Source organism: Pseudomonas sp. 29 (assembly GCF_002754355.1).
GTDB classification, from domain to species: Bacteria; Pseudomonadota; Gammaproteobacteria; order Pseudomonadales; family Pseudomonadaceae; genus Aquipseudomonas; species Aquipseudomonas neuropathica.
This window is the reverse complement of record NZ_PEEY01000001.1, coordinates 3,071,331-3,087,823: the sequence shown is the minus strand read 5'-3', so window position 1 is coordinate 3,087,823 and position 16,493 is coordinate 3,071,331. Positions and strand designations below refer to the sequence as shown.

Here is a 16,493-nt window from a genome sequence, read left to right as displayed (position 1 = left end):
GATTACCCCGCTCTCCCCTTTCTCAACAACACATCCAACTGATCCACCACCTCCGCCCAGTCGGCGTCATCCAGAATCTCGTCCCGTAAAAACTCCGCTTGGCTCTTCGTCCAGAAAAACGCATCAGCCAAATGCAGCTCAGGTTCGAGCGGGGAATGGGTGGCGATGAATTTGTCGATGTTGATCGGATCGTCGGGAAGGCCGAGTTGTTTGAACAGGGATGGCAAGCTGTGCGTTGGGCTTTCCATTGAGCAATTCCTTGATGAATGGGGTGTTTGGAAGATTATTCGCGAGCAGGCTCGCTCCCACAGGGGAATGCGATCAACCTGTGGGAGCGAGCCTGCTCGCGAAGGCGTAAGTGCCGGCGACACAAATCCTAATCACTCAACTCCCGCACCTCGGCATGCGGCACCATTTTCAGAAATTCGGGCATGCTCATGTGCAGCAGGTAGTTGTGGTTGCCCGCCTCCAGATAAATATCCTTCTGCCGCGTCAGCAACGGGTCGATAACCATGTCCAGCCCGTAGGAATCACCCAGCGGCGGCACCGCGCCGCGTTCACAGTCGTCAAAGATGTGCGCCAGATTGCTTTCGCGAGTCAGTTGCCATTCGCCGCTGGTGCGTACCTTGCTCAGGTCCAGGTGACGACTGGCCGGCAATACGGCCATCAGGTAATGCCCGTGGTGGTCGTCAAGGATGATCGATTTGGCCACGCGCTCGGCGGGTACCCCGGCGACCCGTGCGGTTTCCAGGCTGCTGGACGAGTGTCGATGGGCGACGATGTCGTATTCGCAGTGCGCCCGGTTCAGGCTGCTCTGCACCTTTCTTGCCATACGCATGATGCACCTCGGTGTTGCGCTGAACGTTGATTGCCGTGTCTTTGAGTCTAGTTCGGCGGGTGTCTGGCGCAGGGAAATCCGCTCACCGGACATGTCTGCACATTGATCAAAATTCATACAGGACAACCCTCAACTAGACTGTAAGAACCAGACATGACGCTCGCGGAGGGTCACGTGAACAGCCGATGTTGTGCGTTTGCCTTGCTCCTGCTGATCAGCGGCTCAGCCCTGGCTGCCGACAGCCCGTTACCGGCCATGAGTCCGGCCGGTTTGTGGCTGATTACCTTGGGCATCGTCTTTCTGATCGCCGAAGCGGCGCTGCCCAATTACGGAGTGATCGGGCTGGGCGGGATCATCATGTTCGTCATCGGCGCGCTGATTCTGAGCAACGCCGAATTGCCGGCGCCGATGATGATCGGCCTCGGTCTGATCAGCGCGCTGCTGTTGCTCGCGCTGCTGATTCGCGCCCTGAAAACCCGCCCGCGCCATGCCGTCAGTGGCGACGCCGGCCTGCTTGGCAGTGTGACCGCGATCACCACGGTGCAACCGGGCGATGCCCGTAACGGCTGGGTGCAACTGCAAGGTGAACGCTGGCAAGTGCTCAGTGCCACACCGCTGCACACCGGGCAACCGGTGCGCGTGGTGGCGCGCAAGGGATTGTTGCTGCAAGTGGCCGCGACTGACGCGGCACCGCTCGGAGAGTGATCATGGGTCTGCAAATCGGTTTTGTTGCGCTGCTGTTACTGGTCATTGCCCTGGCCGGCTCGACGTTTCGCATCCTGCGCGAATACGAACGCGGCGTGGTGTTTCAGCTCGGCCGTTTTTGGCAGGTCAAAGGCCCCGGTTTGATCCTGCTGATCCCGGTGGTCCAGCAAATGGTCAGGGTCGACCTGCGCACGGTCGTCCTCGACGTGCCGCCGCAGGACGTGATCACCCGCGACAACGTCTCGGTCAAGGTCAACGCCGTGCTGTATTTCCGCGTGCTCGATCCGCAGAAGGCGATTATTCAGGTTGAGGATTATCTTTCTGCCACCAGCCAACTGGCGCAAACCACCCTGCGCGCGGTGCTTGGCAAGCATGAACTGGATGAGCTGCTGGCCGAGCGCGAGCAGTTGAACATCGACATTCAGCAGGTGCTCGATGCGCAGACCGATGCCTGGGGGATCAAGGTCGCCAACGTCGAGATCAAGCATGTCGATCTCAACGAATCGATGGTCCGCGCCATCGCCAAACAGGCAGAAGCCGAACGCGAGCGGCGCGCGAAAGTGATTCACGCCGAAGGCGAATTGCAGGCCTCGGAAAAACTCATGCAAGCGGCGGAAATGCTCGGACGCCAGCCCGGGGCGATGCAGTTGCGCTATATGCAGACCTTGAGTTCGATTGCCGGGGACAAGAGTTCGACGATTGTCTTTCCGTTGCCGATCGAATTGCTCAAGGGCATGGCGGACTTGTCCGGCAAGTCCTGAAGAGCAAAAGATCGCAGCCTGCGGCAGCTCCTACAGGGGATCACATTTCAATGCAGGAGCTGCCGAAGGCTGCGATCTTTTGAATGCCGCGCAATTCTTCCAGGGCTTCAAATGGTGCTAGCGCAAAAGTGCGCACACGTTCCTGCAACAGCGCCGAAGCCTCGCGGCGCTTGTCTTCACCATCGGCAACAAACACTTGCGAAGGCTGTTTCGCATGCTGCGCGGCAGCGGCAAACACCTGCTGACGCTGCACATCATTCAATCGAAAGAACCGCGCCAAACGCCCTGCCATCGCATCAGGCAACTCACTGTAATTCACCGCCAAACCGCCGGAATCACGGCAATGCAGCCACCCCGCCTCAAGCAAGCGTCCCAAACGCCGCGCGATAAAATCTTCACGTCCTTCAAACGGCAAACCATCCTCCAATACGCAATCACCGAGCATCCCCGGCACCATGTGCATCCCCGGCCGGCGCAGATGAGAAACGGCAATTTCCAAAGGATCGCGATAGAGAAACAGCCACGGCGTATCTGCGAAACAGTCCTGCAGCAGCGGCCATTCACCGATGTTCCAAGCGTCGAGTTTGATCACTAAACGCTGTTCAATACCGCGCCGGCGCTGACCATAAGCCGAGAGCAATCCAGTGATCACCGCCCGGCGTTCGATGGCAGGCAATTCGTTGCGCAACAGTGCGTCCAGCGGTGGCGGTTCGGACACAACGATGTGATCGTCGAGTTGCGCGAGCATCTGACTGATCAACGTCGAGCCACAGCGCGAGGCGTGCAGAATAAAAGCGCTTGGTGCGAGGCCGGGGCTTTGCGCTTGCCATTCGGTCAGCGCCGACAGCGGCGTCTGCCGTCGAAACGCCTGATTGAAGGGCAGCCGCAGTGCATCGTCCACCGCCTCACGGAAAAACGGCTGATGCAGCGGTGTCTCACCGAACCAGCACCAATCGACCCGCCACTGCCCGTCGACCGGCCAGACACGAATGGGCAGCCAACCGTCGAAACTCAACAGCTCCATTGTTCGTTCCATTGCCGCCGACCATTGCGCATCGCGGTACGCAGTTCTTCGCGAGAAAATACCAAGCCGCGTTCCGTCGCGAGTTCCAGCGTTCGGGCGATAAACACCTCAGGGTCATGCAGCGTACGCAAGGCCAGAGACAGCGAAACATCTTCAGCCACCAGCCGCTGAAAGCGCTGCAAGTCGGTATCGGCCAAACCCGGCGCTGGTGTGTCGGGCAATCCTTCGACGATCATCTGTTCAAGCCAGGCATCGGGTTTGCAATCGATGACCAGATGAATACGCGCAGAGGTATCGCGGTTATCCACTCGGTGCGGACGGGCGAGATCGAGAAACCAGCATTCCCCAGCAGCCATCGGCACGCGTTGGCCGTCGAGCCAGAAGTCGACATTGGGCGGACTGAGCAACGGAATGTGCAAACGGCGATCGGCGTCCGGGCCATTCAGATCGTAATCGCGATGTTCGTGAATCCGCGCGCCAGGGCCCAGGCGCAGCAGTCGAGCGCTGACGATATCCAGCGACAGATTGCGCAAGCCGTGGCGCCAGCGCTCATCACGCAACCACGGTTCGCGTAGCAACGGCTCACCGCGACCGGGCGACAGTTCGGTCAACGCATCGGCTGCCGAAATCAGCGCAACGCCACTCCAGTCACCCGAGAAATACTCGGTGTTGAAGTGACTGCGCCAGGCGTCGTCGGCAATCGCCGCCAGCGCTTGCAGCAACAGCGGCAAATCCACCGTCACCGGCAAACGCGAGAACGCCGGCCGGCTCATGTCCTGGGCAACACCGCGCACTCGCCGAGCCAGGTCAGCAATCGATCAAGGCAGGCTTCGACCGTTTGCGCACCGGTGTCGAGCACCAGCGACGCCTGCGTTGGCGGCTCATACGGTGCCGACACTCCGGTAAATCCAGCGAGGTCACCGCGTCGCGCACGGGCGTAATGCCCTTTCGGATCACGCTGCTCGCACACCGCCAGCGAAGCGCTGCACCAGACTTCGCGATAGTCGTCCCCCAAGCGTTGCGCAAACACCTCACGCAGTTCGGCCAGTGGCGCAATCATCGCCAAAATCACGATTTGCCCGTTTTCCACCAGCAACGCGGCGAGCTCGCTGGCGCGACGAATATTTTCCTGGCGATCAGCGTCGGTGAATCGCAGATCCCGATTGAGCCCGATGCGCAAACCGTCGCCATCCAGTACCACGCTTTGCAAACCTCGCCCGAACAACTCGGCGTGCAGCGCCTGGGCAAGTGTCGACTTGCCCGCCGCCGGCAAACCGGTCAACAGAATCGCTGCACCGCGATGCCCATTACGAACCTCGCGTTGCGTGCGGCTGACGCTGGCAACGGGCGCCAGCACATCACTGCGCTGGGGCATGCGCCACCACCGGCACCGAGATATCCCCCGACGCCCACGCCGACTCGCGGTTGGCCAGCGCGGTAGCGATCGACTGCACTTCGGTCGACTGCACCTGATCCGGCAGCGGATCGAGGCCGGCACTGGCGAAGATCTGGCCGTAGGCATTGCGCAAATCGGCGTACGACAAATCACGGCGCAAGTCGGCTTGCAGGTTGTTCAACTCGCCCTGAATCAACTCCAGCTCACCAATCCCGGCAGCCTGATGACGGTTGCGTAACTGGCCAACGATTTGCCCGTCGATGTCCGACAACTGTTGGTTGGTCTTGAACTGGCGCATGGCTTCTTGATAGTTGGCATTCGCCACATACAGTTGCGCGAGCACCGCTATCGACATTGCTTGTCGCCGCGCAGTGGCCACTTCTTCGCCGGCCTTGGCGACGTTGATCGCCGCCGGAGCGGAGATCACGTTGAACAGGTTCCAGGTGACTTTCACGCCATAGTCGGCCCAGCCCTGCTCGACAAGGAAGGAGTTGCTGTCGTAATGCCCGCCAGCAGAAAACTCCAGGCCCGGCAGCAAGCGCAGCATGGCCTTGCGGGTTTCTGCGGCGCTGATGCGCGTCTGGTAATCCTGCTCGCGCAGTTCCGGGCGGCTGGTCAGGGCTTCCTGTTCGAGTTTGGCCAGATCGACCTTGAGTTCGGGAATCTGATAACCGTCATCGGTGGCCAAAGTTAAAGGGGTGCCCAGCGGCAAGTTGATCAGCGTCGCCAGTTCGGTTTTCGCCAGCGACAAGGCGCGGCGTTGTTCTTCCAGTTGCCGGGTCGCTTCGATCAGCGAGCGCTGGTAACCGAGCGACTGCACCGGATCACCAATGCGTTGATCGCTCAGGGTCTGACTGTTGTCGCGGGCGGTCTGCACTCGTGCCATCAGGCTGTCGATCTGCTTGAGCAGACGTTCAGCGGCCATCGCCCGCCAATAGGCCGAGCGCACGTCCTGAACGATGGTGTTGATCACCTTGCGGCGCCGTTCCTGGACGATCAGGCGCTGATCGCCCTGCTGCTTGGCGCTGATGTAGCTGACGCCGAAGTCGAGGACGTTCCAGACCATGGTCAGGTCGGCGACTTCGCGGTCACGATCCTGCGAGGTCGACGGTTCCAGAGACTGGGTGCCGGTGCGTACGCTCTGGCTGCTGGAGGCGTTGACGTTGTTGCGCCCGACGTAGCCGGCATCCAGCGCCATGCGCGGCAGCATGTCGAAACTGGCGAGGTCGAGCTGCCGCTTGGCCAGCGCTTCCTCCATGATCTTCAAGCGGCCTTCGAGGTTGTACTTCACGGCGCGGGCCATGGCCTGGTGCAGGGTCAACGGACCGCGCAGCGGTTCCTGATCCTTGTACATGCCTTGCAGATCGCTTTTGGCACGCTGTTCACTGACGCTGCGCTCAATCGGTTCACTGGTCACTGCACATCCGCTGATCGTCAGCGCCAGCAGGCTGGCGCCGAACAACTTCTGACTTCTCTTCATCCCTGGATCGCCCCTAGGTCCCGCACAGTGTTGAGTAATGGTTGGTTCAGGCCGATATTTCGCTGATACCGACCTGTTGCAGTGCTGCCGCCAGGTTGTCGACCCGGTGCTGCTCGCTGTCTTTTATTTCCTGCAATTGCTGGCCCAGCGTCGGTGCGCCAAACACGCCGCGCAGGCCTTGAGAAACGTCGCCAGCCTTGAGTGAGTGACTGCCAAACGCGTTCAGCGAATCGCGCTCGGCGCCGCTGTTCTGGTTGAACAGGCTCGCCAGTGTGCTGCTGCCGAACACGCCGCCGTCACCCCCGCCAAAACCGAGGAAGCCGTGACCGGATCCATCAGCGCCGCTGTCGCTGCTGCTGAACACTTGCGCGATGAAGCTCGGGCTGAGGGCTCCGTGATTCATGAAAATATCGCCCAAAGGACGGATGCCATTGCCGATCACCCGTTGCTCGAACAGCGGCGCGAAGGTCAGCGGGGAGCCGAGGTCGCCGGTCGGCGCGGTGAAAATGATCGGTTGCAACGGCACGTTTGGCGGCGGTGGCGGCGCCACCGGATCGCTGCTGCGAATCAGTGGATCGGGAATCACCACACTGGTTGGCGTAGTGGGAGGAACGACCGCCGGCACGGTGTTGATCGCGTAATTGTTCGAGCTGCTGACACCGCTGCCGCTGTTGCCGGACAGATCACTGACCCCGGCGCTGTTGACGCTGATGGCATTGCTGGCGCTGTTGACGTTGGCATTCGGCGTCAGGGTCGCGGTCCAGGTTTTGCCGCCGTCGCTGCTGCTCAGGTTGGACAAGGTGCCATTGCCAACATTGATGTCCGCCAGATCAAAACCACTGACCGCCTCATTGAAGGTGATGGTTACCTGGGAGGTCTGGCCGAGACCGAGATTCGGATTGGCAATCACCACCGTCGCCGTGGGCCGTTCGCTGTCGAGTGCGTAGTTGTTCGACACCGCCACCGTGCTGCCGACGTTACCGGCCAGATCCGTGACGTTGCTGGTGTCCAGCGCGATGAAGTTGCTCGGATCGCTGACGTTGGCGGTCGGCGTGAAGGTCGCGGTCCAGGTCTTGCCGCCATCACTGCTGCTGAGGTTGCTCAGATCACCGTTGGTCACGCTCAGGTCGGACAAGTCGAAATTGCTCACCGCCTCGCTGAAAGTGAAGGTCACCGTGGTGGTCTGGCCGATGCCCAAGTGCGAATTGGCGACCACGATGTCCACCGTTGGCCGGGTCGCATCCAGCGCGTAATTGTTGGAAATGGCGATGCTGGCGCCAAGGTTGCCGGCCAGATCCTGCACGCCGGCGGTGTCGACGATGATCAGGTTGGTCGCATCGTTGACGTTGGCGGTTGGCGTCAGCGTGGCGGTCCAGGTGACGCCGCCATCGCTGCTGGTCAGGTTCGCCAATGTGCCGTTGGCGACACTGATGTCCGACAGGTCAAAACCGCTGACTGCTTCACTGAACGTGATGGTCACTGTGGTGGTTTCACCGATGCCCAGGCGATTGTCGGCGACCACGATGGTTGCAGTCGGCAACGCCGTGTCGATGGCGAAATTGTTCGAATCGGTGGTGCCGACGCCACTGTTGCCAGAAGCGTTGGTCACCCCACTGTTGTCGAGGGTGATCAGGTTGCTGGTGTCGGTGATGTTGGCGGTCGGCGTCAGCGTAGCGGTCCAGGTAATGCCACCGTCACTGGATGCGACGTTGCTCAAGGTGCCGTTGGCGATGGTCAGGTCAGCGTTGCTGAAACCGCTGACCGCTTCACTGAAGGTGATGGTCACCGTCGAGGTTTCACCGGCCTTGAGCGCAGTATCCGCGACGACAATGGTCGCCGTCGGCACTTCGGTCTGCACCGCGTAGTTGGCCGAGTTGGTAATGCCGATACCGGCATTGCCCGCCAGATCGCTGATGCCTGCGTTGTTCAGCACGATCAGGTTGGTGGCATCGCTGAGGCCAATGGTCGGGGTAAACGTGGCGGTCCAGGTGATGCCGCCGTCGCTCGATGAGACGTTGCTCAGCGTGCCGTTGGCAACGCTCAGGTCGGAATTGTCGAAGCCGGTGACCGCCTCGCTGAAGGTGATTGTGACGAGTGCGGTTTCGCCGGGACGCAGATCGGTGTCACTGATGACAATCGTGGCGGTCGGGCGCTGGCTATCGATCACGTAGTTGCCCGAGTCGGTGGTGCCGCTGCCGGAGTTGCCCGCCACGTCAGTGATGCCGGTGTTGTCCAGGGTGATGATGTTGCTGGTGTCGGTGATGCCCGCCGACGGCGTAAACGTCGCCGTGTAGGTGATGTTGTCCGACGTGCTCAATCCGGAGAGCGTGCCATTGGCCACGGTCAGATCGGCCAGAGTCAAACCGCTCACCGCCTCGCTGAAGGTGATGGTCACGGTGGTGGTCTGGCCGACGCCCAGTGCCGAGTCGGCAAGGGCAATGGTTGCCGTTGGGCGTTGGGTGTCGATGGCGTAGTTGTTGGAGTTGGTGGTGCCATTGCCCGCGTTGCCGGAGGCGTTTTGCACGCCGCTGTTGTCGAGGGTGATCAGGTTGGAGGCGTCGGTGATGTTGCTGGTTGGCGTGAACGTCGCCGTCCAGGTGATGCCGCCATCGCTGCTGCTCACCGCCGTCAGCGTACCGTTGGCAATCGTCAGGTCGGCATTGTTGAAACCGCTGACGGCTTCGCTGAAGGTGATGGTCACCGTCGTCGTCTCACCAATCGTCAGGCTGTTGTCAGCGACGACGATGGTCGCGGTCGGTGCCACGGTGTTGATGGTGAAGTTGCCCGAGTTGGTCGTGCCCGTGCCGGCGTTCCCGGCCAGGTCAGCGATCCCGGTGTTGGCCAGGGTGATGATATTGCTGGTGTCGTTGACCCCCACGGTCGGCGTGAACGTCGCTGTCCAGGTGATGCCGCCATCCGCGCTACTGACCGCCGTGAGCGTGCCGTTGGGCACGGCGAGGTCGGCGTTGCTGAAACCGCTGATCGCTTCGCTGAAGGTGATGGTCACCAGTGAGGTTTCGCCGGCGCTCAGGGCAGGATCGGCGATCACGATGGTCGCCGTCGGACGCTGGGTGTCGATGCTGTAATTGTTCGAATCGGTGGTGCCGCTGCCAGCGTTGCCGGCGAGGTCGGCGACACCGGTGTTGTCCAGCGTCACCAGGTTGGTGGCATCGGTGATGTTCGCACTCGGCGTAAACGTCGCCGTCCAGGTAATCCCGCCGTCCGCACTGCTGACCGCCGTCAGAGTGCCGTTGGCGATGGTCAGGTCGGCGTTGGTGAAACCGCTCACCGCTTCACTGAAGGTGATGGTCACCAGCGAGGTATCGCCGATTTTCAAAGTGTTTTGCGCGAACACCACGGTGGCGGTCGGCCGCACGGTGTCGATCGCGTAATTGTTGGAATCGGTGGTGCCGACGCCGGTATTGCCCGCCAGATCGGTGACCCCGCTGTTATTCAGCGTGATGAGGTTGGTGGCGTCAGTGATGCTGCTGGTCGGCGTGAAAGTGGCCGTCCAGGTGATGCCGCCATCCGCGCTGCTGACTGCGCTCAACGTACCGTTGGCAATGCTCAGATCGGCGTTGGTGAAACCGCTGACGGCCTCGCTGAAAGTGATGGTGACCAGCGAGGTTTCGCCGATTTTAAGCGCGGTATCGGCGACCACGATGGTTGCCGTCGGTCGTGCGGTGTCGATCGCGTAGTTGTTGGAGTTGGTGCTGCCAGTGCCGGCGTTGCCGGACAGGTCATTGACCCCGGTATTGTCCAGAGTGATCAGGTTGGTGGTGTCGGTGACGCTCGTGGTTGGCGTCAGCGTGGCGGTCCAGGTGATGCCGCCGTCGCTGCTGCTCAGTCCGCTCAAGGTGCCGTTGGCCACCGTCAGGTCGGCGGCGGTGAAGCCGCTCACCGCTTCGCTGAAGGTGATGGTCACCACAGAGGTTTCGCCTGCCGCGAGATTGGTGTCGGCAACGACAATGGTCGCTGTCGGTCGCACGGTGTCGATGGCGTAATTGGCTGAATCGGTGGTGCCGCTGCCGGCGTTGCCGGCCAGATCGGCGATCCCGGTGTTGTCCAGGGTAATCAGGTTGGTCGCATCGTTGATGCTGCTGCTCGGAGTAAAGGTCGCCGTCCAGGTGATGCCGCCGTCAGCACTGGACACGTTGGTCAGCGTGCCATTGGCAATGGTCAGGTCGGCGTTGGTGAAACCGGATACCGCTTCGCTGAAGGTAATGGTCACCAGAGATGTATCGCCAATTTTCAGCGCGGTGTCGGCCATGACGATGGTCGCGGTCGGGCGCTGAGTATCGATCGCGTAATTGTTCGAGTTGGTGGTGCCAACACCGGCCACGCTGTCGGACACTGCCGCCACCCCGGTGTTATCGAGGGTGATGAGGTTGGTGGTGTCGGTAATGTTGTTGGTCGGCGTGAAGGTCGCCGTCCAGGTAATTCCGCCGTCGGCGCTGGAAACACTGGTCAGCGTACCGTTGGCAATGGTCAGGTCGGCGTTGGTGAAACCGCTGACCGCACGACTGAAGGTGATGGTCACCAGCGAGGTTTCGCCGATTCTCAGCGCGGTATCGGCGACCACGACGGTGGCGGTGGGTGGTTCCACGTAAGCGGTGTTGAGCGTACCGCCGTTGTTGTAGATTCCCACCAGTGCGCTCGGCGTCGTGCCGGTCGAACCCCCGTTGGAAAGACCCCCGCCACCGCTGGCGGCGCCGTTGCCGCTGATCGCCGCGAAGTTACTCGCGGTGATCAGCACCACACCGCCGTTGTTCCAGATCGCCCCGACGCCGCGACCGCCGGCACCGCCATCGGCACCGTTGCTGCCGACCCCACCGCCACCACCACCGCCGCCGCCGGCAGCAATGTTGTTGCTGATGACCGAGGTGCCGATGACTTTCAGGGTGCCGCTCGAAGCGTTGTAGATACCGCCCGCCGCATTGCCGCCGACGCCGCCGACTTTGTCCCAGCCGGAACCACCGCCGCCGCCGCCAATCGACAGGCTGCCGTTGCTCGCCGAACCGCCATTGCCGCCATGACTGTAACCGGCACCGGCGTTGCCGCCATTGCCGCCCACGCCACCGGTGCTGGTGCCGCCTCGGCCGCCCATGTCGGTCGGGCTGTAACCACCGCCATAACCGCCGGCATTGGCACTGCCTGCGCCGCCGGCATAAGTGCCGGTGGCTGGGCCGGACGAACCACCATGGCCACCGGTCTGGCCACCGATACCCGCGCCACCGCCACCGCCACCGCCGACATAACCGCCGGTCACCCCCCCGCCGCCACCACCGCCGGAAGCGGCGTTCGCAGTCACGGTGACGTTGTTCAGGGTAAGAGTGCCGGCGTTGAAAATGCCGCCGCCCATGGCGCCCGCCGCCGCCGAGCCGCCATTACCGCCGTTGCCCGCCACCAGACCTTTGGTGATCACCAGGCCGTCGAGAGTCACGGTGCTGCCGGAGGTGACTTCCACCACGCGGGTTTTGTACTGACCATCGAGGGTCACGTCGGCGACGCCGTCGTTGTTCAGGTCGCCATCGACGGTGATGTTCTTGTTGATCAGCAATTCCGACGTGAGCTGAACGGTCATGCCGGAACTGAACGTGACAATGTCGCCGTTCTGCGCCGAAGCCAGCGCCGCGCGCAGGGAGCCGACACCCGAGTTGAGGTTGTTGGTCGCCGTCCAGGTGGCCAGGCCCCACTGGTACTCGCTCATGGCTTTGCTCGACAGCACGTTGGCGCTTTCGATGGTGCCGGTGGCGATCTCCAGATCCCAGTCGCCGCCGACACCGGTGCGATTGTTCGAAGCGGCCACATCACGTCCGGTCAACTGCGCCAGCGAATCGACGAAACTCAAGCCACGATCACCTTCGGCGGTGTAGCAGCCGTAAATCAGGATGTCGCCGCCAGCATTCATGTCCTTGCCGATTTCCGCGAGAACCGCGCTGCGCTGGGCGACGTTGTCTGCCGAGAGATAACTGTTGCCCAGCCACAAGTCACCGGCGTTGCCGTGGGCAATGATCTGCACCGAGCTGACGCCGTGATGCTGATCAAGGAAGTCGGCGATCTGTTGCAAACCATCCTTGCTGGCGTCGAGTTTCACCACTTGCGTGCCGGGAGCAATGCCTTGCAGCAGGCTGTCGGCATCCTTCACCCGCGAATCGACGAACACCACACTCTGACCGGGCACCGCGACCGGGCTGGCCGCCGGTGTGGCATCAGCCTGGCCGTGGGTGTCTTTACTCGCTACGGGATGATCGGCTGCCGGCGCCTTGGCCGCATCGGCAGCGGTGGGTGCATGGTTGTCGGCTTGCGCAGCGGTATCGGCCACGGTGGCGGCCACCGCGCCGTCGAACAGCATGCGCGGCTCCAGCGACATGATCATCGGCGAGGCCAGCGAACGCTGACCTGCGGTTGCCCGAGACCTGACTTTTGCACCGCCAAAAATGCTCCACCACATGTTGCTCACCCGAACTCGAACGAAGGTACGTAAGGCATCAATGAAAAACGCCGCGATCAACTGATCGCGGCGTCGGATTTCATACGAATGACATTGGCGGCGCTGGCTGAGCCATCGAGCCAAAAGGACAAATCAGCGTATTGCTTGAACAGGTCGGGCGGCAGAATGGTGCGCCGTGACTGCAAGGCCACCTTGGGTTTGACCTTGTGCAGGCCAGCCAGGCCAAGGCCTTGGTCGAACGCCGGCGCGTCATAGGCCAGATGTTCGAAATCGTGCTCGAACCAGGGCTCACCGATAAATTCATAGACCAGCCGCAGCACGCGCTCCGGTGCCTGGGTCAACAAGTCGTAATCGATGATCAGCAGTGAGTCAGCGTGTTCGCCGTAATAGGCTTCCTTGAGCGCAGCCCAGGCAAAACCTACCAGGCGATTGCGCTGAGCCAGGGTTTCGCAACGGCTGTACACCGTGTTGCGCTCGACGGCATCGCCAAACAGCTTGGTGTTTTCAAAGGGATTGGCGCGGTATAAGCGTTCAAGACTGTCCATGACCCAAGCGACGTTGCGTACGCAGGCGATGACTTTGGCTTGCGGAAACAGATCGTTGAGTGCCGGCAGACGCGAGCTCCACTGCCGATTGGTGTCGAACACCACCGGTTTGTCGGCCTTGTCGGCATAGTAGGAGTCGAACAGACCACGCAACAGACGACGGCGCATGTCGGTGTCAATTACCGCGCCGTATTCACTGCCGGCGCTGCATTGCTCGAGGACACTGGCGAACAGCGATCCGACCGGGCTGGTCATGCCGGCGTGAAAGCGCGGGTTCTGCAAAAGAATCGCAGAAAGCAGGGTGGAGCCTGAGCGCGGCAAGCCGGAGATAAAGTGGAACTGCTGCAATCCCTTCACCCTGATCAAAAGTCCCTTTGTCCGACAAAGCGTAGTCCAACAACCCCCCTGCGACTAGTAGTGTTTTGATATCAATTCAGAGCAAAAAGAACTAACCAGTTAATTTTTTATCGCGGATTTAAAGGTGAAACGTTTTAGTCTGAACAGTCGCTATTCGGCTGCGGATTTCGGCGTGATCAAGCGCACTTGTGCCCCGCCCGCATGGACTTGCGCGCTGATCTGCCAAGTGGCGGGCAGCGCTGCAAACTCTGTCGGGTCATCCTGGGTGCCGACCAGCCATATCCGCGCGTTGCCAGAAACCTCGGCAAGGCTGTCGAGGTAGACATCGTCGCTGACCAGCGTACCGAAACCATATTGATTCGGCCGCGTCGAGCGGCCGTCTGCAGCCGGCGGCGTGTACAGCCGCACCTGTGCGCCGGTGCGATCGTAGTAGACGTAACTCAAGTACCAGAGCATGTCGCTGGTGATGATGCGATCACCGGGCTGGAAATGCTGATTGACGTAGTTCACCACGCGATCGAACTGATCATTGCTGTCGACCGCCGCGTTGTTGTTCAGACCAACCATTTCCACCCCGAGCAATACCACCAGCACCGCCAACGCGAGGACCCGCACGCGGCTGTACAAACGGTCGATGGCCAGCGCCGCCAGCAGCGGCAAACCCAGGGCGTAGGCGGTCAGGTAGCGCTCGATGAATACCGGCGTGATGAACGACACCGCAAACACCAGCAACAGCGGTAAGCCGGTGTACAACGCCAGCAGGACACTGCCGCGCGACACGCTGCGATCACGAATGACCGCCACCGCCGTCAGCAGCAGCAATGCCAGCGGCAACGCGCCGAACACCAGCAACGGCAGATGTTCGCCGTCATCCTGGATCAGCCATGTCCAGATCATCGACGGCAACGACGCCAGCGTCACCGGGTCTTCCCAGCCGACATCGCCACCGACCTTGAGTTGTTCCATGTGCTGCGTCAGATCGAGCAGGTTGGGCAGCCACGGCAGGTACAACGCCGCGATGGTCAGATTCGCCAGCCACCAGCCCGGGCGCTGGATATGCCGCAAGCGATAGCCGCGCTGGAACCGGATTACTCCCAGATAAACCCAGTGACACAGCGCCGCCAGCACCGCGAAGTAATGGGTATAGAACGCCGCCGTCATCAACAGCGCATAAACCACCAGATAGCGATGACGCTGCGGCCGGCGGATCCAGTAGACCAACGCCAGCGTCGCGGCGATCAACAACAGGCCGAGCAGCGAATACATGCGCACTTCCTGGCTGTAGCGCACCGCAGTCGGCAACAGCGCCAGCAGCAGGCCGGCGAGGATCGCAGCGCGGCGCGTGGCCAAGCGATCCACCAGCCAGATACCCATTCCGACTGCGGCGAGGCCGGCCAGAGCGCTAAGACAGCGAATGGCAAAAATCCCGTCGCCGAACAGTTCGATCCAGCCATGCAGCAGCATGAAGTACAGCGGCGGATGCACATCGAACGCCGCGTGGCGCCAGATATCGCCCAGCGAGTAGCGCGCCAGTAGCAGGCTGGAACCTTCGTCGCCCCAGATCGCCGCCGCAGTCAGGTCGTAAAAACGCACAGCGGCGGCCAAGAGCAGGATCGGCAGCAGCCAGTGCTCCCTCGCCCAACGGATCAAGGGCAAGCGGACAAACCACGAACCCGGCGTCGCATGCGGATCCTGTGTGTCGCCCACCGGTGTCACTCTGTTGACCGCCATTACTTCCTCTTGCCGTGCCACGACACCACGCCTGTATGAGCCCGAACCTGCCAGTCACTCTAGGTCAGGCGCAGGAGAACCGTCGATGCCGATTTGCGACTTCACGACACCCGGCAACCTTGCCAATCCGCGTCTACGCTCTGGCGTGGCGTGACCTGGCCACGGAGTGCCAAGGCAATAGCACCAGCCTGATCCCACTAGCGGCCCGCCGACAACCAATCAGAAGGATAAGGACTTTATGGACGTTTACATGGGCACTGTTCTGACGTTTGCCTTCAACTACGCGCCCAGCGGCTGGGCCTTGTGCAACGGTCAGATCATCGGCATCAACCAGAACCAGGCGTTGTTTGCATTGCTCGGCACCACCTACGGCGGCAACGGTACCGTCAACTTCGGCCTGCCCAACCTGCAGAGCCGCATGCCGATCTGCCAAGGCAATGGCGGGGGCCTGACGCCGAGAGTCATGGGCGAAATCTCCGGCGCCGAACAAGTCACCGCCACCCTCAACAACCTGCCGAACCACACTCACACCCTCGCCGGCCTCACCGCCACCACCACCGTGCAACTGGCCAACCCGGCCAGCAATCCGGCGGGCGCGCCGACCGCGACCAACGCCTACATTGGTGCTTCGGGGACCGGACCAGGTCTGGCGAATATCTTTTCCGATGCTCAGGGCGCATCACCCGTTCCGCTCAAAGGCGCGGCCACCACTATCAGCGGCACGATCTCGCCAACTGGCAACGGCTTGCCGCTGCCCATCATGAACCCGTATCTGGTGATGAACTTCAGCATCGCGCTGAACGGCATTTTCCCTTCGCGTAACTGATCGACCACCGGGGGATCACCCTCCCCCGGCTCCCCTCTTTGCCGGAGCGAGACCATGCTGCAATCGGTTAAAAGCCAACATTTCCAGGCCCTTCTCGGGCGGATCGGCACCCTGTATCTGCCCGATGGCAGCGCATTGCAAATCCATATCGGCGAACTCGCAGAGAAACCGCTGGCGCAAATGCGTTACAGCGAGCGCATGCCATTCAGCGTCGAACTGAGCAGCCTGGAAGCGACTGAATTCGTCGATGGTTTATGTACACTGGAGTTGCCTGAACTGGGGCGAGTGGACGGCATCTTCGTGTCGCGCGTACCACCGATGGGGCGGCCGCCAGAGCTGGCTTACTTCCACATCACCTTCAACTGACCCGAACCCA

The 16,493-nt window shown here is 61.5% G+C and carries 13 protein-coding genes; 4 read left to right on the top strand and 9 right to left on the bottom strand.

The window, feature by feature from the left end:
- Positions 1 to 2 precede the first annotated feature (2 nt).
- On the bottom strand, positions 3 to 248 hold the full coding sequence (locus tag CLU80_RS14375; RefSeq protein ID WP_099757671.1) for a DUF2789 domain-containing protein: 246 nt from the start codon (positions 246 to 248) through the stop codon (positions 3 to 5).
- A 128-nt stretch (positions 249 to 376) separates the two neighbouring features.
- A complete protein-coding gene (locus CLU80_RS14370; RefSeq protein ID WP_093440296.1) occupies positions 377 to 838 on the bottom strand; it encodes an aminoacyl-tRNA deacylase in 462 nt (153 codons plus the stop codon).
- A 153-nt stretch (positions 839 to 991) separates the two neighbouring features.
- Between CLU80_RS14370 and CLU80_RS14365 the strand changes: the two genes are divergently transcribed.
- Both CLU80_RS14365 and CLU80_RS14360 read left to right on the top strand, forming a co-directional pair.
- Positions 992 to 1,543 carry an NfeD family protein gene (locus CLU80_RS14365; protein ID WP_099757670.1) on the top strand — a complete coding sequence of 184 codons (552 nt, stop codon included), beginning with the start codon at positions 992 to 994 and terminating at the stop codon, positions 1,541 to 1,543.
- Between the two features lie 2 nt (positions 1,544 to 1,545).
- Positions 1,546 to 2,304 carry a slipin family protein gene (locus tag CLU80_RS14360; RefSeq protein ID WP_007917711.1) on the top strand — a complete coding sequence of 253 codons (759 nt, stop codon included), beginning with the start codon at positions 1,546 to 1,548 and terminating at the stop codon, positions 2,302 to 2,304.
- A gap of 40 nt (positions 2,305 to 2,344) precedes the next feature.
- Here CLU80_RS14360 and CLU80_RS14355 read toward each other — a convergent pair whose 3' ends face one another.
- The 7 genes from CLU80_RS14355 to CLU80_RS14325 form a co-directional block, all read right to left on the bottom strand.
- The gene (locus CLU80_RS14355; RefSeq protein ID WP_099757669.1) at positions 2,345 to 3,328 is read right to left on the bottom strand and encodes a sulfotransferase family protein; all 984 of its coding nucleotides are present in this window, start codon (positions 3,326 to 3,328) and stop codon (positions 2,345 to 2,347) included.
- Complete coding sequence (locus CLU80_RS14350) at positions 3,316 to 4,101, bottom strand: aspartyl/asparaginyl beta-hydroxylase domain-containing protein (protein ID WP_099757668.1); 786 nt, start codon at positions 4,099 to 4,101, stop codon at positions 3,316 to 3,318. The genes CLU80_RS14355 and CLU80_RS14350 overlap by 13 nt, the downstream gene beginning before the upstream one ends.
- The gene (cysC, locus tag CLU80_RS14345; protein ID WP_093440273.1) at positions 4,098 to 4,703 is read right to left on the bottom strand and encodes an adenylyl-sulfate kinase; all 606 of its coding nucleotides are present in this window, start codon (positions 4,701 to 4,703) and stop codon (positions 4,098 to 4,100) included. The genes CLU80_RS14350 and cysC overlap by 4 nt, the downstream gene beginning before the upstream one ends.
- Positions 4,687 to 6,204 (bottom strand): TolC family protein, encoded by a 1,518-nt coding sequence (locus CLU80_RS14340; RefSeq protein WP_099757667.1) that lies wholly within the window; start codon positions 6,202 to 6,204, stop codon positions 4,687 to 4,689. Before CLU80_RS14340 ends, cysC begins: the two co-directional genes overlap by 17 nt.
- 46 nt (positions 6,205 to 6,250) lie before the next feature.
- Entirely contained in the window at positions 6,251 to 12,658 is a 6,408-nt protein-coding gene (locus tag CLU80_RS14335) for an Ig-like domain-containing protein (RefSeq protein ID WP_099759379.1), read from the bottom strand.
- Between the two features lie 56 nt (positions 12,659 to 12,714).
- Positions 12,715 to 13,560, bottom strand: a complete 846-nt coding sequence (locus CLU80_RS14330) for a sulfotransferase family protein (protein ID WP_093440257.1) — start codon at positions 13,558 to 13,560, stop codon at positions 12,715 to 12,717.
- A gap of 150 nt (positions 13,561 to 13,710) precedes the next feature.
- Entirely contained in the window at positions 13,711 to 15,291 is a 1,581-nt protein-coding gene (locus tag CLU80_RS14325; protein WP_099757666.1) for a glycosyltransferase family 39 protein, read from the bottom strand.
- A gap of 238 nt (positions 15,292 to 15,529) precedes the next feature.
- Here CLU80_RS14325 and CLU80_RS14320 point away from each other — a divergent pair, with 238 nt between their 5' ends.
- Together CLU80_RS14320 and CLU80_RS14315 are read left to right on the top strand one after the other, a co-directional pair.
- The gene (locus CLU80_RS14320; RefSeq protein WP_099757665.1) at positions 15,530 to 16,117 is read left to right on the top strand and encodes a phage tail protein; all 588 of its coding nucleotides are present in this window, start codon (positions 15,530 to 15,532) and stop codon (positions 16,115 to 16,117) included.
- A gap of 54 nt (positions 16,118 to 16,171) precedes the next feature.
- Complete coding sequence (locus CLU80_RS14315; protein ID WP_093440242.1) at positions 16,172 to 16,483, top strand: DUF6916 family protein; 312 nt, start codon at positions 16,172 to 16,174, stop codon at positions 16,481 to 16,483.
- Positions 16,484 to 16,493: the final 10 nt, after the last annotated feature.